The following is a 19,017-nucleotide window of genomic DNA, read 5'->3' as shown; positions in this document are numbered from 1 at the left end:
AAGGAATACTGAGTTATTAGCTTTGTCCAATTAAAACTGATCTTGTGAGCGAATTATTGATAGCATCATTAAAGCGAGGTGACCACTTTGCCATGGAACAGATTTTTAATCTGTATTGGGAAGCCATATTTGATGCAGCTTTTAAGAAAATAGGTGACGAAAATGTGGCTCAGGACATTACCCAGGAAATCTTCATTTCGCTGTGGGAAAACCGTGAACAGGTCATCATATCTGGTGGCCTTGCAGCCTATCTACATGGGGCTGTAAAATTCAAAGTAATCAACCATTTTCGGAATACGACAGTTAAAGATGGACACAAAGCCGAACTAGCGACTTTAATGAACCAACAATATGCGGATTCAGCGGACGACCTGCTGATCCTAAAAGATGCGCAGCAAAAAGTTGAAGAAGCGTTGATGCAGCTTCCCGAACGTATGCGACTGGTCGTCACAATGAGCCGCAAGCAAGAAAAATCAATCAAGGAAATTGCGAGCGAGCTGAATGTATCGGTACAAACCGTCAAGAATCAAATTACCTCGGCCATGAAACTGCTCAAAAAAAGCCTCTCTTAGGCAGTTCCTACATTTTTTTGAGTGTTAACAATAAATTAATATACTCCTAATATTTTCGACTAGTACCAATTCCCATTTGAAGTGACATGTATTCAAATGATGGAAGAAAAAGCAAAGCAGCTACTGCAAAAATATTTAAATGGAGAGGCCAGCGCCGCCGAGATTAAACAAGTCGAAGATTGGTACGCCCAACTGGATAACGCATCAAAAAAAATTCCGCAGGAACGCAAAGCTGCCTTGCGCGAACAATTATTGGCCAATATCCAGTCCGGTATTTCAGAAAAGGAAAGTAAACGACCTTCCCTGCTGTATTCTCCTGTATTCAAAATAGCGGCCGCTATTTTAGTGATTGCTTCCATAGGACTTCTTTATTGGAAAGTAAATAATCAACCTATCGCACCATCTGCGCAGATCGTCACAACAACCCTTGCAGGTGAACATAAAAAGATTGTATTGGCAGATGGTTCGGAAATTATCATGGAACCATCTTCAAAATCAGCTATCCAAGTAAATTCAGGGGAAATATCCGCGAAATAGCACTTACTGAAGGGGAAGCTTTCTTTGATATTGCCCACGACGAGCAACACCCATTTCAGGTACAGCTTGCATCCAAGCTAGCGGTTAAAGTATTGGGTACCTCCTTTCGGATAAAAGCCTATCAGGCTTCCGACCAAGTCGAAGTCACCGTTGCTACCGGTAAGGTTGCGGTACAGCAACAAGATAAAATCTTGGGTATATTAACCAAAAACCAAAGTCTACGTTACAGCAAGGAGACCGCACAATCTTCGCGTAGCGTAGTAGAAAAAAATACAGCTGTCGCCATAGCATTTGATGGAACAAACCTCCAAGAGGTCGCAAAAAAACTGGAATATATCTACAACATTGAAATTATCTTAAAGGATACATCGCTTAGATCTCTAAAAACAACAGCCACATTCAATAGCACACAAAATCCAGCAGAAATACTGGATATTATCTGCAGCCTGCATCACCTTAAGTACAGTACGATTGAAAAGGATAAAGTATTTAAAATCCACAAATAATGTCTAAAAATTTACCTAAAACATCTTAGTCACCATGCGTAATTCATTACCTAATTATTACAAAAAAATGAAAACACCTGCATTCAAGAGAGAATTCTCTTTTTACCGGATCATGAAGTATCCCTGCATCGCATTTTCGATTACTTCAGTATTCTGCAGTTCATTGATGGCCTCCCCAAGCATGGCCCAACGTTTGGACAAAAGCAGCGTAAACATCAAAATAAGCAAGGGCGAAAAACTCGATGTGATTCTCCACAAAATCGAAAGTCTTTCGGGCCTTCATTTTGTTTACAATCCCGATCTATTGCAAGAACGGAACACAGTCTTAAGCGGCAGCTTTAAAACTGAACCCGTTCGCTCCCTCTTGAATAAGCTTGGAATCAATGCAGTGGAAAAAGAGGACTATGTGATCCTGAACACGCAAGCAAACATCAAGGCAGACCGAATCCTTACCGGTTTTGTAAGAGATACAACAGGGGCTGCAATTGCGGGTGTTTCTGTAAAAGTAGTAGGTACGCAGGTTGGGACCACAACAGATATAAAAGGTGCATTCCGTATCGAAGCAGGACCGCAAGCCGTACTTTCCTTTTCGATGGTCGGATTCCATTCTAAAGATGTTTCTGTTGGTGAAAATGAAGTTATAAATGTAACGCTAAGCGAAGAGCGTTCGACCTTATCAGAAGTTGTTGTAGTGGGATATGGAACCCAGAAAAAAGAAACATTAACAGGTGCTGTCAGCTTGGTATCACTTGACAAATTATCGTCTAGATCTGTCAACAGTGTTGGCGAAGTATTGGCCGGTAAATCACCAGGTGTTATTGTTACGAATGAAGGTGGTGACCCAACTGCAACGCCACGTATCAATATCAGAGGCGCCGGTGGTATCAATGGCGAAAGTGTACTCTACGTTATTGACGGTTCAATTTTCCTAGGCACCCCACAGCTCAATCCAAACGATATCGAATCCATTTCGGTCCTTAAAGACGCATCGGCAGCGATCTATGGAGCGAGAGCCTCCGGAGGTGTGGTATTGATCACCACTAAAAAAGGAAAAAAAGGACAGATGCAAATTAGCGTTGATGCCAAGTTAGGTCAACAAAGTGCATGGCGAAAATTACAGCCTTTAAATGCCGAACAACGTGCACAAGTAGCTGCAACAGCCGCTCAAAATGGTGGAACAACTATCCTACCTGCTTTTGATCCGACCAAATACCCTGAAGGTTTAGTCACCAAAACAAACTGGATGGATGAAGTTTTTAGAAACGCGACACTACAGGATTACAATGCTGCAATTAATGGTGGTAGCGAAAAGTCTAACTTTTACCTGAGTTTTAATTACCGCAACGCCGAGGGTATTGTATTGAATACCAAAACCCAGCGCTATAATTTCCGTATAAATTCAGAACATCAACTTACCCCTTGGTTGAAAGTTGGTGAAAACTTATCCTATAGCAGTACCAATGGGAATGGTGCCAATACCAGCAGTGACTATACAGGAGCCTTACTTTCCGCCATTTATTATCCAACCAATGGGACCCCTTACAATGCAGATGGAAGTTTTGCTGGTCTACCGGGTCCATTCCCTGGCGATTACGGTGATATCATTAACCCCGTTGCCGAACTGATGCGCATCGACATCAACAATCCGGTCAATGTCCTTGTTGTCAATCCTTATGCTAGCATCCAATTGGCAAAAGGCTTAACATTCAGATCTAATTTAAGTATTACTAAATCGAATGCTCGATTTAAAAGCTTTACACCAAGACGTCCTGAAATAGGTAAACCGGTTTTGAGCAATAGTCTAGTTGAACGAGCTGATGATGCAAATGATATCCTTGCAGAACAAGTTTTAAATTACAAAACTTCTTTCGACAAGCATCAACTTGACCTAACTGGTGGTTATACCTTTCAAAAAACAAAGAACACCTATCTATATACTTCCGGAGCAGGTTTTGACGATGAGTCCAAACAATACCGTTATTTAACAAATGCGAATACCATTCAACCTTCGGAAAGTGGCTATGCTTCAACAGCAATATCATCGCTATTCTTAAGAGCAAACTACAGTTATAACGACAAGTATTTACTATCGTTAATTGGTAGACGAGATGGTTCATCCATGTTGACAAAAGAAAATAGATTTAAAAACTACGCTTCTGCTTCAGCAGGATGGGTAATCAGTAAAGAAGAGTTTTTAAAATCAGCAACCTGGTTAGATCAATTAAAATTACGCGGTAGCTATGGTATTTTAGGTAATCTCGGTAGTTTGTCAGCTGCAGCTGTTAACCCGCTACTAGCATCGACACAAAGTTATTTCGGCCAAACACCGACCTTACAAAAAGGATACGTACAAACGATTTTGGCCAACAAGAACCTCACTTGGGCAGAAAGTAAGCAGACCAATATAGGTGTAGATTTGGGAATTTTCAACCATTTTAACTTAGTCGCCGATTACTTTATTAAGGAAACAAATAAAATGATCCTGACCAGATCACTACCAGGTACAGCAGGTTTAAATAGTCAAACGATCAACGCGGGTTTAGTCAAAGACAGAGGAATTGAGCTGGGATTAACGTACAATAGTTCAAAAAATTCCGACTTTACTTATTCCATCAACGCAACCTTAACCAAATTAAATAACAAGGTTGAAGAATTAGCACCGGGCTTGAACACCATTGCTGTGGGTACTAATTTCAGAAATGAGTTAGCCCCACTCTCTATTACCGTCGGTCAACCGCTTTACAGCTACTATGTACTAAAAACAGATGGTATCTTTCAGAGCCAGGCCGAAGCTGATAATTACAAAAATGCCAATGGACAAAAAATTCAGCCTAATGCAAAAGCGGGAGATTTCAAATTTGTAGATATCGATGGCAATGGTTCAATCGGACCTGAAGATCGTTATTTTGCGGGCAGTGCATATCCAGATTTCTCCTATGGATTGAGCTTTAATGCGAATTATAAGGATTTTGATTTTAATATTTTTGCTCAGGGCGTTCAAGGCAACAAGCTTTTCAACGCTATCAAAAGAACAACGTATAGTGCGAGTGGACCTTCTTACAATAAGTTAACGGGCATTTTGGACGCCTGGTCTCCAGAAAATCCAAATGGTAAAGTGCCGATCATCTCCACTTCAGATGCAAATGGCAATTTCAATGCGTCAGATTTTTACATCGAAAATGGTTCCTACCTCCGCATTCGTAATGTTACATTAGGCTATACCTTACCAAAATCAATTGCAAACAAATTTAAGATGGGCAACGTACGTGTTTATGCAACGGCCAACAACCTATTTACCATTACGAAATATACAGGTTTTGACCCAGAAATTGGAATGGATAACAATGGTCTCGACGTGGGACGTTACCCACAAGCCCGAAGCTTTATTGTTGGTTTAAATGTCAATTTTTAATCTAAAAAAAGCCGATGATTTATACTCATCAGCCATTAAAAAAAATAAAACGATGAAAACGAATATAAAATACCTTGCAATAGCAGCAGTCGCACTTTTTGCATCGTGCAATAAACAGTTAGATATAACACCAGAGGGTTCTCCCTCCGCACAGAATTTCTGGAAAACGGAACAAGATGCGATCAAAGCAGAAGCCGGAATGTACGAAAAGTACAATGAAGAGGATTATTACGGTCGTGGGATGTTTTGGTTTATTAATGCCAGTGACGACATGGTGACAGGACGTAACAAGCCCGAAGCCGACAATATTAAAAACTTCAACCGCAATTACATCGGTGGTGGTTATACCGAATCTCAATGGAGCATGCGTTATGCGATTATAAAAAGGGCCAACGATATTATTATCAATGTTCCCAATATAAGCATGGATGAAGCGCGAAAAAAACAGATCATTGGCGATGCCTATTTCAATGCAGGTTTGGTTTATTTTCAATTGGCGGCAAACTATGGTAACGACAAGGCGGGTGTGCCTATTGTTACGCCTGAAACAGATGCTTCTGTTCCTGTAGCTAGAGCCAACAACGTTAACGAAAACTACGATTACATCATTTCACTACTATTAAAAGCGGCCGACAACCTTCCTTATTTTTCTGAAATGAAGGATACCGATTATGGTAAAGCGCACAAAACAGCTGCGTGGGCCTATTTATCAAAAGTATATCTGTACAAAAAAGATTATACCAATGCTGCGAAGTACGCGGATATGGTGATCAGTTCGGGCAAACATGATTTATTGACCAATTTTGTGGATGTGTTTAAGGCGGCTAACAACTGGTCCAAAGAATATATTTGGTCGGTGGTCTGTACGCCAAATGGTGGCGGTACTGGCTGGGGCAGCAAACTTCCGGGTGTTATGCTGACCAATAAAGCTTGGGGAATCTACAACGGCTGGGGCTACTATCTACCGACAAAAGAACTTTACGATTCTTTTGAAACAGGTGACTTGCGTCGTGAAGCAACAATCTTGAAACCAGGGGATAAGTTCCAGTTTTTTGGCGAAGAACGTACATTTACAAAAGACGGTGGTGCGACTTCGAACTACCAGTTCAAAAAGTACATGGAACCATTTTCATACGCCAACCCTATTCCAACACACGTTAATCCAAATGGCGACAACGGAACAACAGACCTCAATGTACCATTGATGCGTTATGCCGAAGTATTATTGATTAAAGCTGAGGCCGCCATTAATTTAAATGGGGCTGGAGCCGGTGATACTGAATTAAATAAAATTAGGAAGAGAGCTGGTTTAATAGCAAAAAGCGGAATGACTCTTGTAGACCTAAAACGCGAGCGCCGCAATGAGCTTGCTGGCGAATGGGCAGACCGTCACCGTGATTTGGTCAGATGGGGCGATGCGCAAGCTACCTATGCCAAACCTTTACACGATTTCGATGGTGCTGTAATTTGGCCGGCTAGAAATTTCAATCCGCAAGTACATGATGTTTGGGCAGTTCCACAACGCGAGATCGACAACAGTTCCGGCGTCATTAAACAGAATGCAGGATGGTAAAAAACAATAAATTAATGTGGCTGCTCTTTGCCAGCCTAAGCATTCAGTCAGTTTCTGCACAACAGAAACTGACTGCCAATGCAGGTCACAGCCACAATGATTACAAACAGCAAATCCCGCTGTTGGAGGCTTACTATGCTGGAATGGGCTCTATCGAAGCGGACGTCTTCTATCGCAATGGAGAGCTTTACGTCGCCCATGAAAGCAGCGAAATCAAACCAGGGAAGACGTTAAAAAAACTTTACATCGACCCTTTAATTGCTTTCTTTAAGGAGAACGGCAATAAACCTTATGCCAAACCTGAGCAGACCTTACAGCTCGTGATTGATATCAAAGAAAATTACGAACAGGTATTGTCTAAATTGTTGGCCGATTTGAAGGGCAACGAATCTATATTCGACCAGCAGAAAAATCCTTCCGCCATTAAAATTGTCGTCAGCGGTGAAATCCCGCCGCCGGAAAAGTTCGACAATTATCCATCGATGATTTATTTTGATGGCCGGCCGGAAAAAGATTATACGCCGGCACAGCTCAAACATATTGGGATGATCAGTCAGGATATTAAGCAGTATTCTGTCTGGAATGGCAAAGGGACGCCTACTCCACCCGACCTTGAAAAGATGAAATCTGTGATAGACAAAGCGCATAAATTGGGTAAACCTTTTCGTTTCTGGGCAACCAAAGACAGTCCCAATAGTTGGAAAGAACTTGGTCACATGGGGGTAGACTGGATCAATACAGACCATCCTACTGCGCTTAAGAATTTCTATTTAAACAACGCTAAAGTCGAATACGCAAATCCAAAGGCCTACGTTCCCTATCAGCCAACCTATAAAAATGATGGTGCAACGAGCAAGGTTAAGAACGTTATTTTACTTATTGGTGATGGAATGGGCTTGGCTCAAATACAAGCGGGTTTAAGTGCCAATTTTGGTCAGTCCAATATCATCAATATGAAACATATTGGTCTTTCACGCACCGAGGCATCCAATTCGGATTTTACCGACTCCGCTGCGGGCGGGACAGCTTTGGCTACTGGACATAAAACCAATAACCGTTACATTGGCATGGATGCTGACGGTAAATTGTTGAGCGCTATTCCCGACACACTTGCTCAACACGGGATCAAAAGTGGTATCATCAGTGCGGGAGATATTACAGATGCCACTCCAGCTGCATTTTACGCACATCAGATCGATCGAACAATGTCACAGGAAATTGCGGCAGATTTCAAAAATAGCCATGTGGATATCTTAGTTGGATCCCGTCGCGAAAGCTTCCTCAACAACAAGGATAACACGCTGATGAAGCAACTGACCGAAAAAGGATATCAGCTTCAGCAAAATTTAGACGACTTTGAAAAAGCGACATCGGGCAAACAGTTGGTGCTCCTAGCTGATTCTGCGACAAGAAGAATCCTCGATGGACGAGGAGAAATGTTAAAAAATTCCCTCTCAAAAACGATTCAGCTTTTGTCTAAAAATAAAAATGGCTTCTTTATCATGGCCGAGGGTGCACAAATCGACTATGGAGCCCATGCCAACGATCTTCCCTATGTTGTTACCGAGCAACATGACTTTGATCAGCTTGTCGGGGAAGCCCTAAAATTTGCGGACCAAGATGGTGAAACACTAGTCATTGTCACTGCAGATCACGAAACTGGTGGACTTTCCCTATTGGATGCCAATTATAAAAAGGGAACTGTTAGAGGCAATTTCAGTAGCGATGACCATACCAATATTATGGTACCTGTCTTTGCTTACGGACCAGGTGCGCAAAATTTTATTGGCATTTACAACAATACAGCCGTTTTTAAAAAGATTATCCAAGCCTATAACTTGAAATAATCGCTTTAAAGTTTTCATACAACATGAAACCCCTTAGTTTAAATACGAGGGGTTTTCACTTTTTCACCGACTACATTCCATAGTTTACAACCACTCCAAAATCCAATTTCAGGATTGATGTTCGATTTTTTGCCTATCTTGTAAGTCAAAAAAACAGAACAACCTTTATGATACCATCAATCAAGCGACTACTGATTTTGTCATTATTGCTATTCAGTATTTCGGCCCAACTATTTGCACAAACTTCTGAAAAAGCCTCTTGGTTTAAAGATGCCCGCTTTGGCATGTTCATTCATTGGGGACTATACAGTGCGGCTGAAGGCATGTGGAAGGGTGAACCTTTACGTTATATGAATAACTATGCCGAGTGGTTAAGATATCGCAACCGCGTTTCCAAAGAAGAGTACGGTACTTTGGCAAAACGTTTCGACTGGAGTAAAATAGATCCTGAGCAATGGGTTCTTCTAGCAAAAGAGGCTGGGATGAAATATATCATCATCACCGCCAAACATCATGATGGTGTTGCCCTTTGGGACACAAAAGTTGGTGATTATAGCCTCCCAAAATTGAGTGGTTCCAATCGGGATGTCATCAAAGATATCGCAGAGGCCTGTAGAAAGCACGGTATGAAATTAGGTTTTTACTATTCCCATTGGATTGACTGGGAACATCCATACGGCTGGAATCATCAACAGGAGCTGTCGGGACATGTTACCGATGCCCAATACAATCAATATTGGCAGGAGAAAGTTATCCCTCAACTTCGCGAACTGATGACCAACTATGGCGACATTGCATTGATATGGTTCGACATGTGGATCCCTTATCAAAAGTCGATCATAAAAAAAGAACAATTACTGCAAGTTGTCAAACTGATCCGTGAACTACAGCCTAATTGCTTGATTAATTCACGTCTAGGTCTTCCTACGGATGCGGAGAACGTGGATTTTGAGACATTAGGAGATAACCAATTTGGCAGCAATTACATTAACCATCCATGGGAAACCCCTGGGACGATTGCCCATTCATGGGGTTACAACGGTCAGGAGAATGAATGGAAATCAACCAGTCAAATTTTCCAATCGTTGATCTCCAATGTAAGTCTCAACGGGGGCTTCACCTTAAATATCGGGCCACGTGCCAATGGAACAGTTCCCTACGAAAGTGTCAGTCGTCTGCACGAAGTCGGAGATTGGCTAAACAGTTATGGAGAGGGCATCTATGGCAGCACCGGCCTTGATCTAAAAAACAACCATTTCGATTGGGGTTACCTCACGACCAAAAAAGAAGGGCAAAAAACAGTCGTATATGCGCACGTCTTTAATTGGCCCTTAGATCATACACTTCGGATTACAGGAATCAAATCGACCCCAGAACAGGTTTCACTGATGAACGGAAGTGTATCTACGGCGCTAAAATTTGATCAAAGTCTCAGTCTAATCCATATCCAATTACCTGACGCGCAACCTGATCATTATGTTTCAGAAGTTAAATTGACTTTTAACAGCCCGCTAGAATTGGACAAAAATACAATCCCGGAATCAACCTTTGGTGGCTTTTCGTTGAAATCAACCAATAGCCTCAACCAAGGACTCAAAATTGTACGCTATAACGGCAAAAATCCAACGCATGCGATCCTGACGGGTGATACGAAGATCGATTGGGAGGTAACCATCCCTGAAGCAGGCGTCTACTCACTCGATTTTTCAGCACATAATCCCAATAAACAAAACAGTGTTTTTGAAGTCAGTACTGCCAATCAGCGGTTGCAAGGAAGTTTTGCTCCTACAAACAAAATGGTGGTCGAGCCCAATGAAAACAACTACACAGCAGAATTTGTCGAAAACCGCATCGGCAAATTTAAATTCGATAAGCCCGGAAAATATATCGTAACCTTTAAAAGTAAAGAACTACAGCCACTTTGGTTTAACTGGATTTGGCTCGAAAAAATGAAGAATTAAACATAAGTTCCTCGGTACAGAACATGTAAAACACCAGCAGGCAGATTACTATGCCTACATAACAATCTGCTTGCTAGCAATTTATACAAAAAGTTACATATTTTAATATTTATTTATTATTTTGGGGTAAAAGTTACCAATTTTGCAAATAGGGGCTGATAGGCCACTTATGCTTATAAATGAGAAAATTAACCCTAAACATTGTTAGATAATGCATCTGCAACGGTACTCTTTATCTGTGCTTTCTGACCAAACTGTAAATACAAGGTTGGAGGGATTAATCACGACCACCGATGATGGCACCATTCTACTGTTTAACAAACGCGCACAAGAGCTTTTAGACCTCGAAAGTACGGCAACCACCAACAAACTACATGATTTAATTACATTTTACTCAGCAGATGATCTTTCGGAACTATCGCCTACAGAAACGCCATTTTTTAGTGCTCTTTCCAAAAACCAAAACCAAAATGAAATTATCCTAGGACGAAAAAAGGATCAAGAGTTTAGATGGTATCAATTCAATGTTAATCTTATTATAGAAGACAATAAAAAAGGTCTTTTAATCTCATTTATTGATGTAACAAAATTGGTCAATAAAAATCGTGTCCTAGAAGATAAGCAACACCAACTTCAATTGCTTGTTGCCTCATTGAATGATCTTGTATTCGAAGTAACCGATACTGGGGTTTTTAAAAACTACTGGACCAACAATCCGGATCTATTGTTCTATACGCCAGAAGAATTTCTAAATAAGAGTCTCACGGAACTTTTCCCACCTGATCTTGCAGTGCCCGCTCTTCAATTAATACAAAGTTCATTAAAATTGGACCGCGAACTTAAGATGGATTTTCAATCCAATTTAAAAGAGCACAAAGACAAATGGTACCGTTTACAGATTAAACCTATACATAGGGCGCTGAACCGGGTAGCCCTGGTTATTTCCGACATTACAAAACAAGTCGAGTCCAATGAAAAGAGTAAATTCAATGAACACAAGTTTAATCAAGCATTTTATTTATCTGGTCTGGGAATCTCGTTAACAAGTCTCGAAGGTTACTGCATAGAATCCAATAACATGTTAACCAAAATTCTTGGTTATTCTCATGAAGAAATGTCGACAACCAAGTTTACTGATCGAACACACCCAGACGATATAGATAAAGATGTTGAACTTAGAGAAAAACTTGTCAGGGGCGAAATTGAAGCATTTACGCTTCAAAAACGCTATTTACATAAATTAGGGCATTTTGTTTGGTGTTCTGTAACGGTTGCGGCAGTTTTTGATAATGCCAATACCGCACAATTTCTGATCGTCCAGGTGCAGGATATTTCAGAATCAAAAAAGAATATCGAAATCCTAAAAAGGCAAAAGATTGAATCGGATCTAGTCAAAATAGATCTTGAAACCAAAATACGACAACTGGAAGAATTTGCTAACATCCTCGCTCATGATCTAAAGGGCCCGCTCAGCAATATACAGATGCTTATTGACGAAATCAAGGTAACGGATGATGAAAAAATAAAGGCTGATTTTATGAACCTTCTGCATATTAGCAGTGACAACCTGAACGAAACATTACATGATTTGGGGGGAATACTTGATATCAAATCAAACAATTCACTGATTTACGAGCAATGTAGTTTTCTAGACGTATTCAAAAAAGTGCAACAGCAATTTATGGAAGAAATACAGCAAAAAAATGCGACTATTTCCATCGAATTCAATGTAAAAGATATTTATTATCCAAAGATTTACCTGGAAAGTATCTTAAGCAATCTCCTGAGTAATGCACTCCGATTTACGGCAAAAGATAGAGCCCCTAGGATCGAAATACATACGCATCTGGAACAAGAAGGAACGTTATTAACGGTTAAAGACAACGGGCTGGGTATTAACATACCAAAATACAAATCTGAGCTATTTATGTTCAAAAAGGTTTTTCACCGTGGATTTGAGACTAAAGGTGTCGGATTATTTCTCATTAGATACCAGATCGAATCATTGGGCGGAAAGATCGATGTACAAAGTAAAATCGATTCGGGTAGCACCTTTTATGTCAAATTTTTAGAAAAAGCATATAAAGATCCGCTGATACAACTATAAAAAATAGCGTTCAATCCTGTTCGTAGAAAATAACTGCTAAGATCCTGGACAGCGTGATCTCACAAGTAAAAGAGTAAAAGAAAAACTGCGATGTCAATCAACGACAAAGATGAGGTTTATTGACACGATGAAAACAATTATTAATCAAAAAGACCATGAATCCTGAAACTAAAAGAACGATCATTCTCATTGATGATAATGCCATTTTACGCACTATTTTCGGCCATATGCTACAGGGATTTACCGACTATGAGATTGACTTTCATTCCTTCAAAAATGCACTGGATGCATTGGATTTTTTGGATAACAATGACATCTGCCAGTCGTTGATGCCACCCATACTCTTTGTGGATATCAATATGCCATTTATGACTGGTTGGGAGTTAATGGATGTACTTGAAAATAGGACAGACTTCATCAAACGAACCAAGATTTTTATTGTCAGCTCCTCTACGAGCAAAAACGATCAGGAGCAACTGGCAAATTACCCTTTTATAAGCGGTTTCATTCTGAAACCTTTTGGAAAAGAATCTATTTATGAGATTTTGAAAAAAATCGATTAAAAAAAAGCCCCCCAAACTTTATTACTTAATTATTGGAGGGGCCTTTTATTTTGACAACTTATTGTTGTGGACAGCGGACAGCCACTGTCGTTATTCTTTTTGAGCGATTAAATCGCCTGACACTTGTCTGCCAACCAATTCTTTTCCTCAACCGTAAGATGAGTCGATAATTGATCAAATACCCACTGATTATAGTTATTTAGCCAGGAAATATGTTTCTTATCCAATAAGGATTTTTCGATTAAATCGGTTGCGATATAACATATTGTTAGTGTCTCAAAGTCCAAGAAGTCTCCAAATTCGGAAGATCCTGCTCTACGGGTCAACACAAGGTTCTCAATGCGAATACCATGTTTGCCGACGCGATACAATCCAGGCTCTATTGAAGTGATCATACCTGGTTCAACAGCAACATCTATTGCTGCTGCATTGAACACTTGTGGACCTTCGTGTACATTCAAGAAGAAACCGACACCATGTCCCGTACCATGCCCATAATTGCGTAATGTTTCCCACAATGGACGACGCGTAATTGCATCGATCTGATAGCCGCGCGTTCCAGTAGGGAAGATAGCCTGAGAGCCTTCTATTGTTCCCTTGAGCACAAGGGTATAATCCTCTTTTTCCTCCTGCGTAAGACCTCCAAGCGTTACCACTCTGGTAATATCCGTTGTCCCTGTAGTATATTGCCCCCCAGAATCGACCAATAGTAAACCTTTAGGCTCTAGTGTATAATTCGATTTTTCATTAGCCGAATAATGCGGCAGGGCACCGTGATCCAAATATCCCGCAATTGTCGTGAAAGAGACATCAACAAAGCCATCTTGACTTTCACGAAATCCACGTAATTTGTCAGCAATAGATAATTCAGAAAGCTCACCAGAGGAGACATTCTCTTCCAACCATTTGAAGAAACGAGTCAACGCTATACCGTCTTTTACAAACGTATGGCGGTTATTTTCAACTTCAACCTTATTCTTAATTGCTTTTAAACTCGTCGAAGGGTTTATTTTCTCAACAATTTTAACCTCTTTAGGTACGCTGTCGAAAACAGCAAAACAGGTACGTTTTGGATCGATAAGAATAGATGCAACCTCCAATGTCGGAACTGTCTCAAAGAGATCCTCATAAGCTGCAATATCCACTCCGTAGCCTTTAAGTTCTTCCGTTGCCTGAGCTGTCAGCTTCGAAGGTTCAATATAAAGCGTTGCATTTTCTGCTGTAATCAATACAAATCCCAAAACAACAGGGTTACAAGGTACATCTTGACCACGGATGTTTAATAACCAGGCCAGGTCATCCAAAGATGAGATCAGATGAGCCTCCGTTCTATTCTTTTTCATCTCCGCGCGGACAGCTTCAATTTTAGAAACCGTTGACTGTCCCGTAATATTTTCGTCCAGCAGGTAGGCCTGTGCCTTAGGAAGCTCTGGTCGTCCTTCCCATAATGATGACAACAGGTCAACATGACCATCTACTTTAATCTCCAAAGGCTCCAAAGTATGCTGAACAGATTGAGCCACCAATAAAGAAGCGAGATTGCCATCAAAAGCAACCTTAGCACCAGCACCCAACTGCTCGCCCAACCAATCTGCATACTCCGCTGCGCCCTGCACTTTCAATTTCACTAATTCAAAACCTGTTCCTGCCAATTGCTCCGCTGCTTGGACAAAATAGCGAGAATCGGTCCAAAGGCCGGCAAAATCTTGTGTGATTGCCAACGTACCTGCCGACCCGGTAAAACCCGAGGCCCAGGCAATGCATTTATAACGTTCCGGTAGATATTCACTAATATGAGGATCTGAAGATGGAATGATATATCCATCGATTCCCTGAACCTTCATCGCCTCACGAATGGCAGCTAATTTTTCGATATGCTTCATGTCGTCTATACAATTTTATGCAAGTTAGGATTTTTTAGGGTCGAATGCCTAACTTTAAGCCAAATAAAACAAACGAAGTACAGCGAACGCTTTTCCCTTAAAATAGGCTGCGTTCAAGTCATCATGATAAATCCAATGGAATATCCATGATTGCCTGCACGAATATAGATAACCGTGTTTGCAAACTCATTGAAGATAAACTGGGATATACCCTAGGACGATAAAAAAAATAGTATATATGAACCAATTTCTGCTAAGTACCATTGCTTTTTCTACTTACGCGTTAACGACCGTTACCACTCCATTATTTGCGCAGGATCTTCGCAGTAAAATTCAGGATGCTTTTACGCAGTTTCAAAATCAGGAAAGCCTCAGGAATGGTTTGAGCTCACTGATAGTTTTCGATGGAAAAACAGGTCAGACTGTATTCGCAGCAAATGAAAATATCGGACTAGCAACCGCGTCCACCATGAAGGTAATCACTTCGGCCACGGCATTGGACTTCCTGGGTAAGAATTTTCAGTTCAAAACAACCCTGTATTATACAGGTGAAATCGACGAGAACGGTGTGTTAAACGGAAGTATTATTGTGACAGGTACGGGAGACCCTACCCTTGGCAGCGCTCGCTATCCGGAGACTCAGGCAACAACGATACTGAACAAGTGGCTTACAGCGATCCAAAATGCCGGTATCAAAAGTATTAATGGCGCTATTATCGCCGATGATCGGCTTTATAATGGGAACCAGCTTCCGGGTGGCTGGATCTGGACTGACATGGGTAACTACTACGGCGCGGGGATTTCTTCGCTCAATTGGTGTGAGAACGCTTTTGGCATAAATTTTACCCCAAGTAATAAAATTGGCGCCAAAGCGGAGATCCTTAGTTATACAGCCCAAGTTCCCTACCTGGAAATTATCAATGAAACAACCACTGGTAAATCGGGAAGCGGCGACAACGTATACGCCTATGCTGCCCCCTATTCAACCAAGATATTTGTGCGTGGTTCGTATGGGCAGGATCTCAAGAAAACAATTGAGCTCTCCTCTCCCGATCCAGCTTATGATCTCGCTTATCAATTAAACGAAGTCCTAAACAACAACGGTATTGTTGCCAGCGAACGGCCTGCTACTGGAACAAAGATGGATTCAGTTGATGTTTCAAAAAAACAAACCCTGGATATCCACCTATCCCCAACCTTAGATAAAATTGTCTACTGGTTTAACCAAAAGAGCATCAATCTCTATGGAGAAGCCCTATTGAAAGCGATCGCTTATACGACAGCGGGTAAAACAGGTACCGACGATGGCGCCTATTATATCCAAAAATATTGGAACGCCAAATTAGGCATAAAATCCAGTGAACTCAATAGTATGGATGGTTCGGGACTATCACCTCAAAATCGAGTGACCACAACCGCGATGAATAAGATTATGCAGTATGCACAAAAACAAAGTTGGTACCCTGCTTTCTATGAAAGTCTTCCCACCTATAACAATATGAAGATGAAAAGTGGAACAATCGGCGGCGTACTTGGTTATACAGGTGTACATACCAATAAAACAGGACAGTCATTTACCTACACGTTACTGGTTAACAACTATGCTGGGTCGGCCTCCAGCATGCGTCAGCAAATGTTTAAACTGTTGGATGTCCTGAAGTAACATATTATTGTCTAATTATAATAAGATATTGGCAAATATTTCCAATTATCAAAAAGAATGATAGATTTGTAGCCTTAAATTAATAAAATCGTAATGAGTAACACTAATCGTAAACAGGCAGCGTTAAACTACCACGCAATGGGTAGACCTGGTAAAATAGCTGTTGTTCCGACCAAACCAACAAATTCGCAAAGAGACTTATCATTAGCATATTCTCCAGGTGTAGCGGAGCCATGTTTGGCTATTGCTGAGAACAAAGAAGATGCTTATAAATATACCGCAAAAGGAAACCTTGTTGCTGTTATCAGTAATGGTACAGCAGTATTGGGCTTAGGCGATATCGGCGCCCAAGCTGGTAAACCAGTCATGGAAGGTAAGGGTTTATTATTCAAAATTTTTGCCGACATTGATGTATTTGACATCGAAGTGGACACCAAAAATGTTGATGAGTTTGTCAACATTGTCAAAGCATTGGAGCCTACTTTTGGAGGGATCAACCTGGAAGATATCAAAGCACCGGAATGTTTTGAAATCGAACGCCGTCTAAAAGAAGAAATGAACATCCCGGTGATGCACGATGACCAACATGGTACAGCAATCATCTCAGGTGCAGCATTGATCAACGCCTGTGAAATTATCGGTAAAGATATTTCAAAAGTAAAAATCGTCGTCAATGGTGCTGGAGCGGCTGCAATGTCGTGTACTGCAATGTATATTTCAGTAGGTGCTAGCAAAGAAAATATTGTGATGCTGGATAGCAAAGGTGTAATCCGTACTGATAGAGAAAATCTAGACAGTATGAAAGCACAATATGCAACAGATCGCGATATTCACACCCTGGCAGATGCTGTAAAAGATTCGGATGTATTTATCGGTCTATCGGCAGCAGACGTCATGTCGGCAGAGATGTTGTTATCGATGGCTCCAAACCCAATTGTATTGGCGATGGCAAATCCAAATCCTGAGATTGCTTACGATTTGGCAATGGCAACACGTAACGATATTATCATGGGTACGGGTCGTTCAGATTATCCCAACCAAGTAAACAATGTATTGGGTTTCCCATATATCTTCCGTGGTGCTTTGGATGTACGTGCAACAGCAATTAACGAGGAAATGAAAATTGCCGCAGTGCGTGCAATTGCAGATTTGGCGAAACAACCTGTTCCAGAAGAAGTAAATCAAGCCTATAACACGAGCAATTTAAAATTCTCGGAAGAATATATCATTCCAAAACCTACCGATCCGCGTTTGATCACTGAAGTTTCCATGGCTGTTGCAAAAGCTGCCATCGCATCAGGTGTAGCAAAGACCGTAATCGAAGATTGGGATCAATACAGCGATGCCCTACGTAAACGTCTTGGTAAAGATGATGCGATTATGCGCAATTTGACTATGGCTGCAAAAAGAGATCCTAAACGTGTTGTTTTTGCAGAAGCAGACAATTACAAAACGTTGCGTGCGGCACAGATTGTTAAAGAAGAGGGCATTGCGATTCCAATTCTTTTAGGTAGAAGAGATAAAATCGAACGTTTAATCAAAGAATATGCTTTTGAATTGGATGGTCTTGAAATTATCGACCCAGTTGCTGAAGTTGACAACGAAACGGAGCGTTCGAAGAAATTTATTGAGCATCTTTACATCAAAAGACAACGCCGTGGTATATCGAAATACGATGCCCGTAAGTTGATGTACGACCGCAACTATTTTGGCGCCTCTTTAGTGGAATTTGGCGAAGCTGATACCCTAATTTCCGGTATGACCAAAAATTATGCAAATACAATCCGTCCGGCATTACATGTAATCGGTGCTAAACCAGGCAGCCGTGTCGCAGGTATGTATATGATGTTAACAAAAAAAGGACCAATCTTCATGGGTGATACAACCGTAAATGAAGACCCTACAGCACAAGAACTAGCAGACATTACCCTGTTATTGGATAAAGCTGTGAAACGCATGAACATTCAGCCACGTATTGCGTTACTATCTTACTCTAATTTTGGTTCAAGTGAAGGAAAAACGCCAACAAAAGTAAGAGCGGCAGCGCAGATCCTACACGATCAACATCCAGAGATTATTGCTGATGGTGATTTACAAGCAAACTTCGCCTTAAACAGCGAAATGTTGACAGCAAACTTCCCTTTCAGCTGCTTAAATGGAAAATCTGCGAATACACTCGTATTTCCCAATTTGGAGTCCGGAAATATCGCTTATAAATTATTGCAAGAAGTTGGTGAAGCTGAGGCTGTAGGTCCAATCCTTTTGGGTATGAACAAACCAATTCACGTATTGCAATTGGACAGCTCTGTGCGCGAAATCGTCAATATGGTTACCATTGCCGTAGTAGATGTACAAGCACATCTTAAAAATTTATAGAAAAGCTTAAAATCTTC

General features: G+C 40.9%; 12 protein-coding genes. 11 read left to right on the top strand and 1 reads right to left on the bottom strand.

Annotated elements, in window-relative coordinates; genetic code table 11:
* The first annotated feature begins 44 nt into the window (after window positions 1-44).
* The 9 genes from BV902_RS04910 to BV902_RS04870 all read left to right on the top strand — a co-directional run bounded on the left by BV902_RS04910 (window position 45) and on the right by BV902_RS04870 (window position 13,078).
* Window positions 45-572 carry an RNA polymerase sigma-70 factor gene (locus BV902_RS04910; protein WP_075991001.1) on the top strand — a complete coding sequence of 176 codons (528 nt, stop codon included), beginning with the start codon at window positions 45-47 and terminating at the stop codon, window positions 570-572.
* Window positions 573-668: 96 nt separating this feature from the next.
* The gene (locus tag BV902_RS04905) at window positions 669-1,109 is read left to right on the top strand and encodes a hypothetical protein (protein WP_075991000.1); all 441 of its coding nucleotides are present in this window, start codon (window positions 669-671) and stop codon (window positions 1,107-1,109) included.
* Window positions 1,025-1,615 carry a FecR family protein gene (locus BV902_RS04900; RefSeq protein ID WP_335682272.1) on the top strand — a complete coding sequence of 197 codons (591 nt, stop codon included), beginning with the start codon at window positions 1,025-1,027 and terminating at the stop codon, window positions 1,613-1,615. Before BV902_RS04905 ends, BV902_RS04900 begins: the two co-directional genes overlap by 85 nt.
* A gap of 67 nt (window positions 1,616-1,682) precedes the next feature.
* Window positions 1,683-5,027: a SusC/RagA family TonB-linked outer membrane protein gene (locus BV902_RS04895; RefSeq protein WP_237241960.1), complete on the top strand. Its 3,345-nt coding sequence runs from the start codon at window positions 1,683-1,685 to the stop codon at window positions 5,025-5,027.
* A 52-nt stretch (window positions 5,028-5,079) separates the two neighbouring features.
* On the top strand, window positions 5,080-6,600 hold the full coding sequence (locus tag BV902_RS04890; RefSeq protein ID WP_075994630.1) for a RagB/SusD family nutrient uptake outer membrane protein: 1,521 nt from the start codon (window positions 5,080-5,082) through the stop codon (window positions 6,598-6,600).
* A complete protein-coding gene (locus BV902_RS04885; RefSeq protein WP_075990998.1) occupies window positions 6,594-8,447 on the top strand; it encodes an alkaline phosphatase in 1,854 nt (617 codons plus the stop codon). The genes BV902_RS04890 and BV902_RS04885 overlap by 7 nt, the downstream gene beginning before the upstream one ends.
* 167 nt (window positions 8,448-8,614) lie before the next feature.
* Window positions 8,615-10,408, top strand: coding sequence for an alpha-L-fucosidase (locus BV902_RS04880; protein ID WP_237241958.1), 1,794 nt, complete (start codon window positions 8,615-8,617; stop codon window positions 10,406-10,408).
* A 211-nt stretch (window positions 10,409-10,619) separates the two neighbouring features.
* Window positions 10,620-12,515, top strand: a complete 1,896-nt coding sequence (locus tag BV902_RS04875; protein ID WP_083663479.1) for a PAS domain-containing sensor histidine kinase — start codon at window positions 10,620-10,622, stop codon at window positions 12,513-12,515.
* 155 nt (window positions 12,516-12,670) lie between these two features.
* Entirely contained in the window at window positions 12,671-13,078 is a 408-nt protein-coding gene (locus tag BV902_RS04870; protein WP_075990996.1) for a response regulator, read from the top strand.
* A gap of 107 nt (window positions 13,079-13,185) precedes the next feature.
* On the opposite strand, the gene BV902_RS04865 is transcribed toward BV902_RS04870, so the two are convergent.
* Entirely contained in the window at window positions 13,186-14,961 is a 1,776-nt protein-coding gene (locus BV902_RS04865; protein ID WP_075990995.1) for an aminopeptidase P family protein, read from the bottom strand.
* A 238-nt stretch (window positions 14,962-15,199) separates the two neighbouring features.
* On the opposite strand from BV902_RS04865, the gene dacB reads away from it, so the two are divergent.
* Complete coding sequence (gene dacB / locus BV902_RS04860; protein WP_083663478.1) at window positions 15,200-16,624, top strand: D-alanyl-D-alanine carboxypeptidase/D-alanyl-D-alanine endopeptidase; 1,425 nt, start codon at window positions 15,200-15,202, stop codon at window positions 16,622-16,624.
* A 93-nt stretch (window positions 16,625-16,717) separates the two neighbouring features.
* Entirely contained in the window at window positions 16,718-19,000 is a 2,283-nt protein-coding gene (locus tag BV902_RS04855) for an NADP-dependent malic enzyme (RefSeq protein ID WP_075990994.1), read from the top strand.
* The last annotated feature ends 17 nt before the right edge of the window (window positions 19,001-19,017 follow it).

It is taken from the genome of Sphingobacterium sp. B29, from assembly GCF_001952815.1.
Classification (GTDB): Bacteria; Bacteroidota; Bacteroidia; order Sphingobacteriales; family Sphingobacteriaceae; genus Sphingobacterium; species Sphingobacterium siyangense.
Note: the sequence above shows the minus strand (reverse complement) of the source record. Positions and strands in the feature narration are given on the sequence as shown.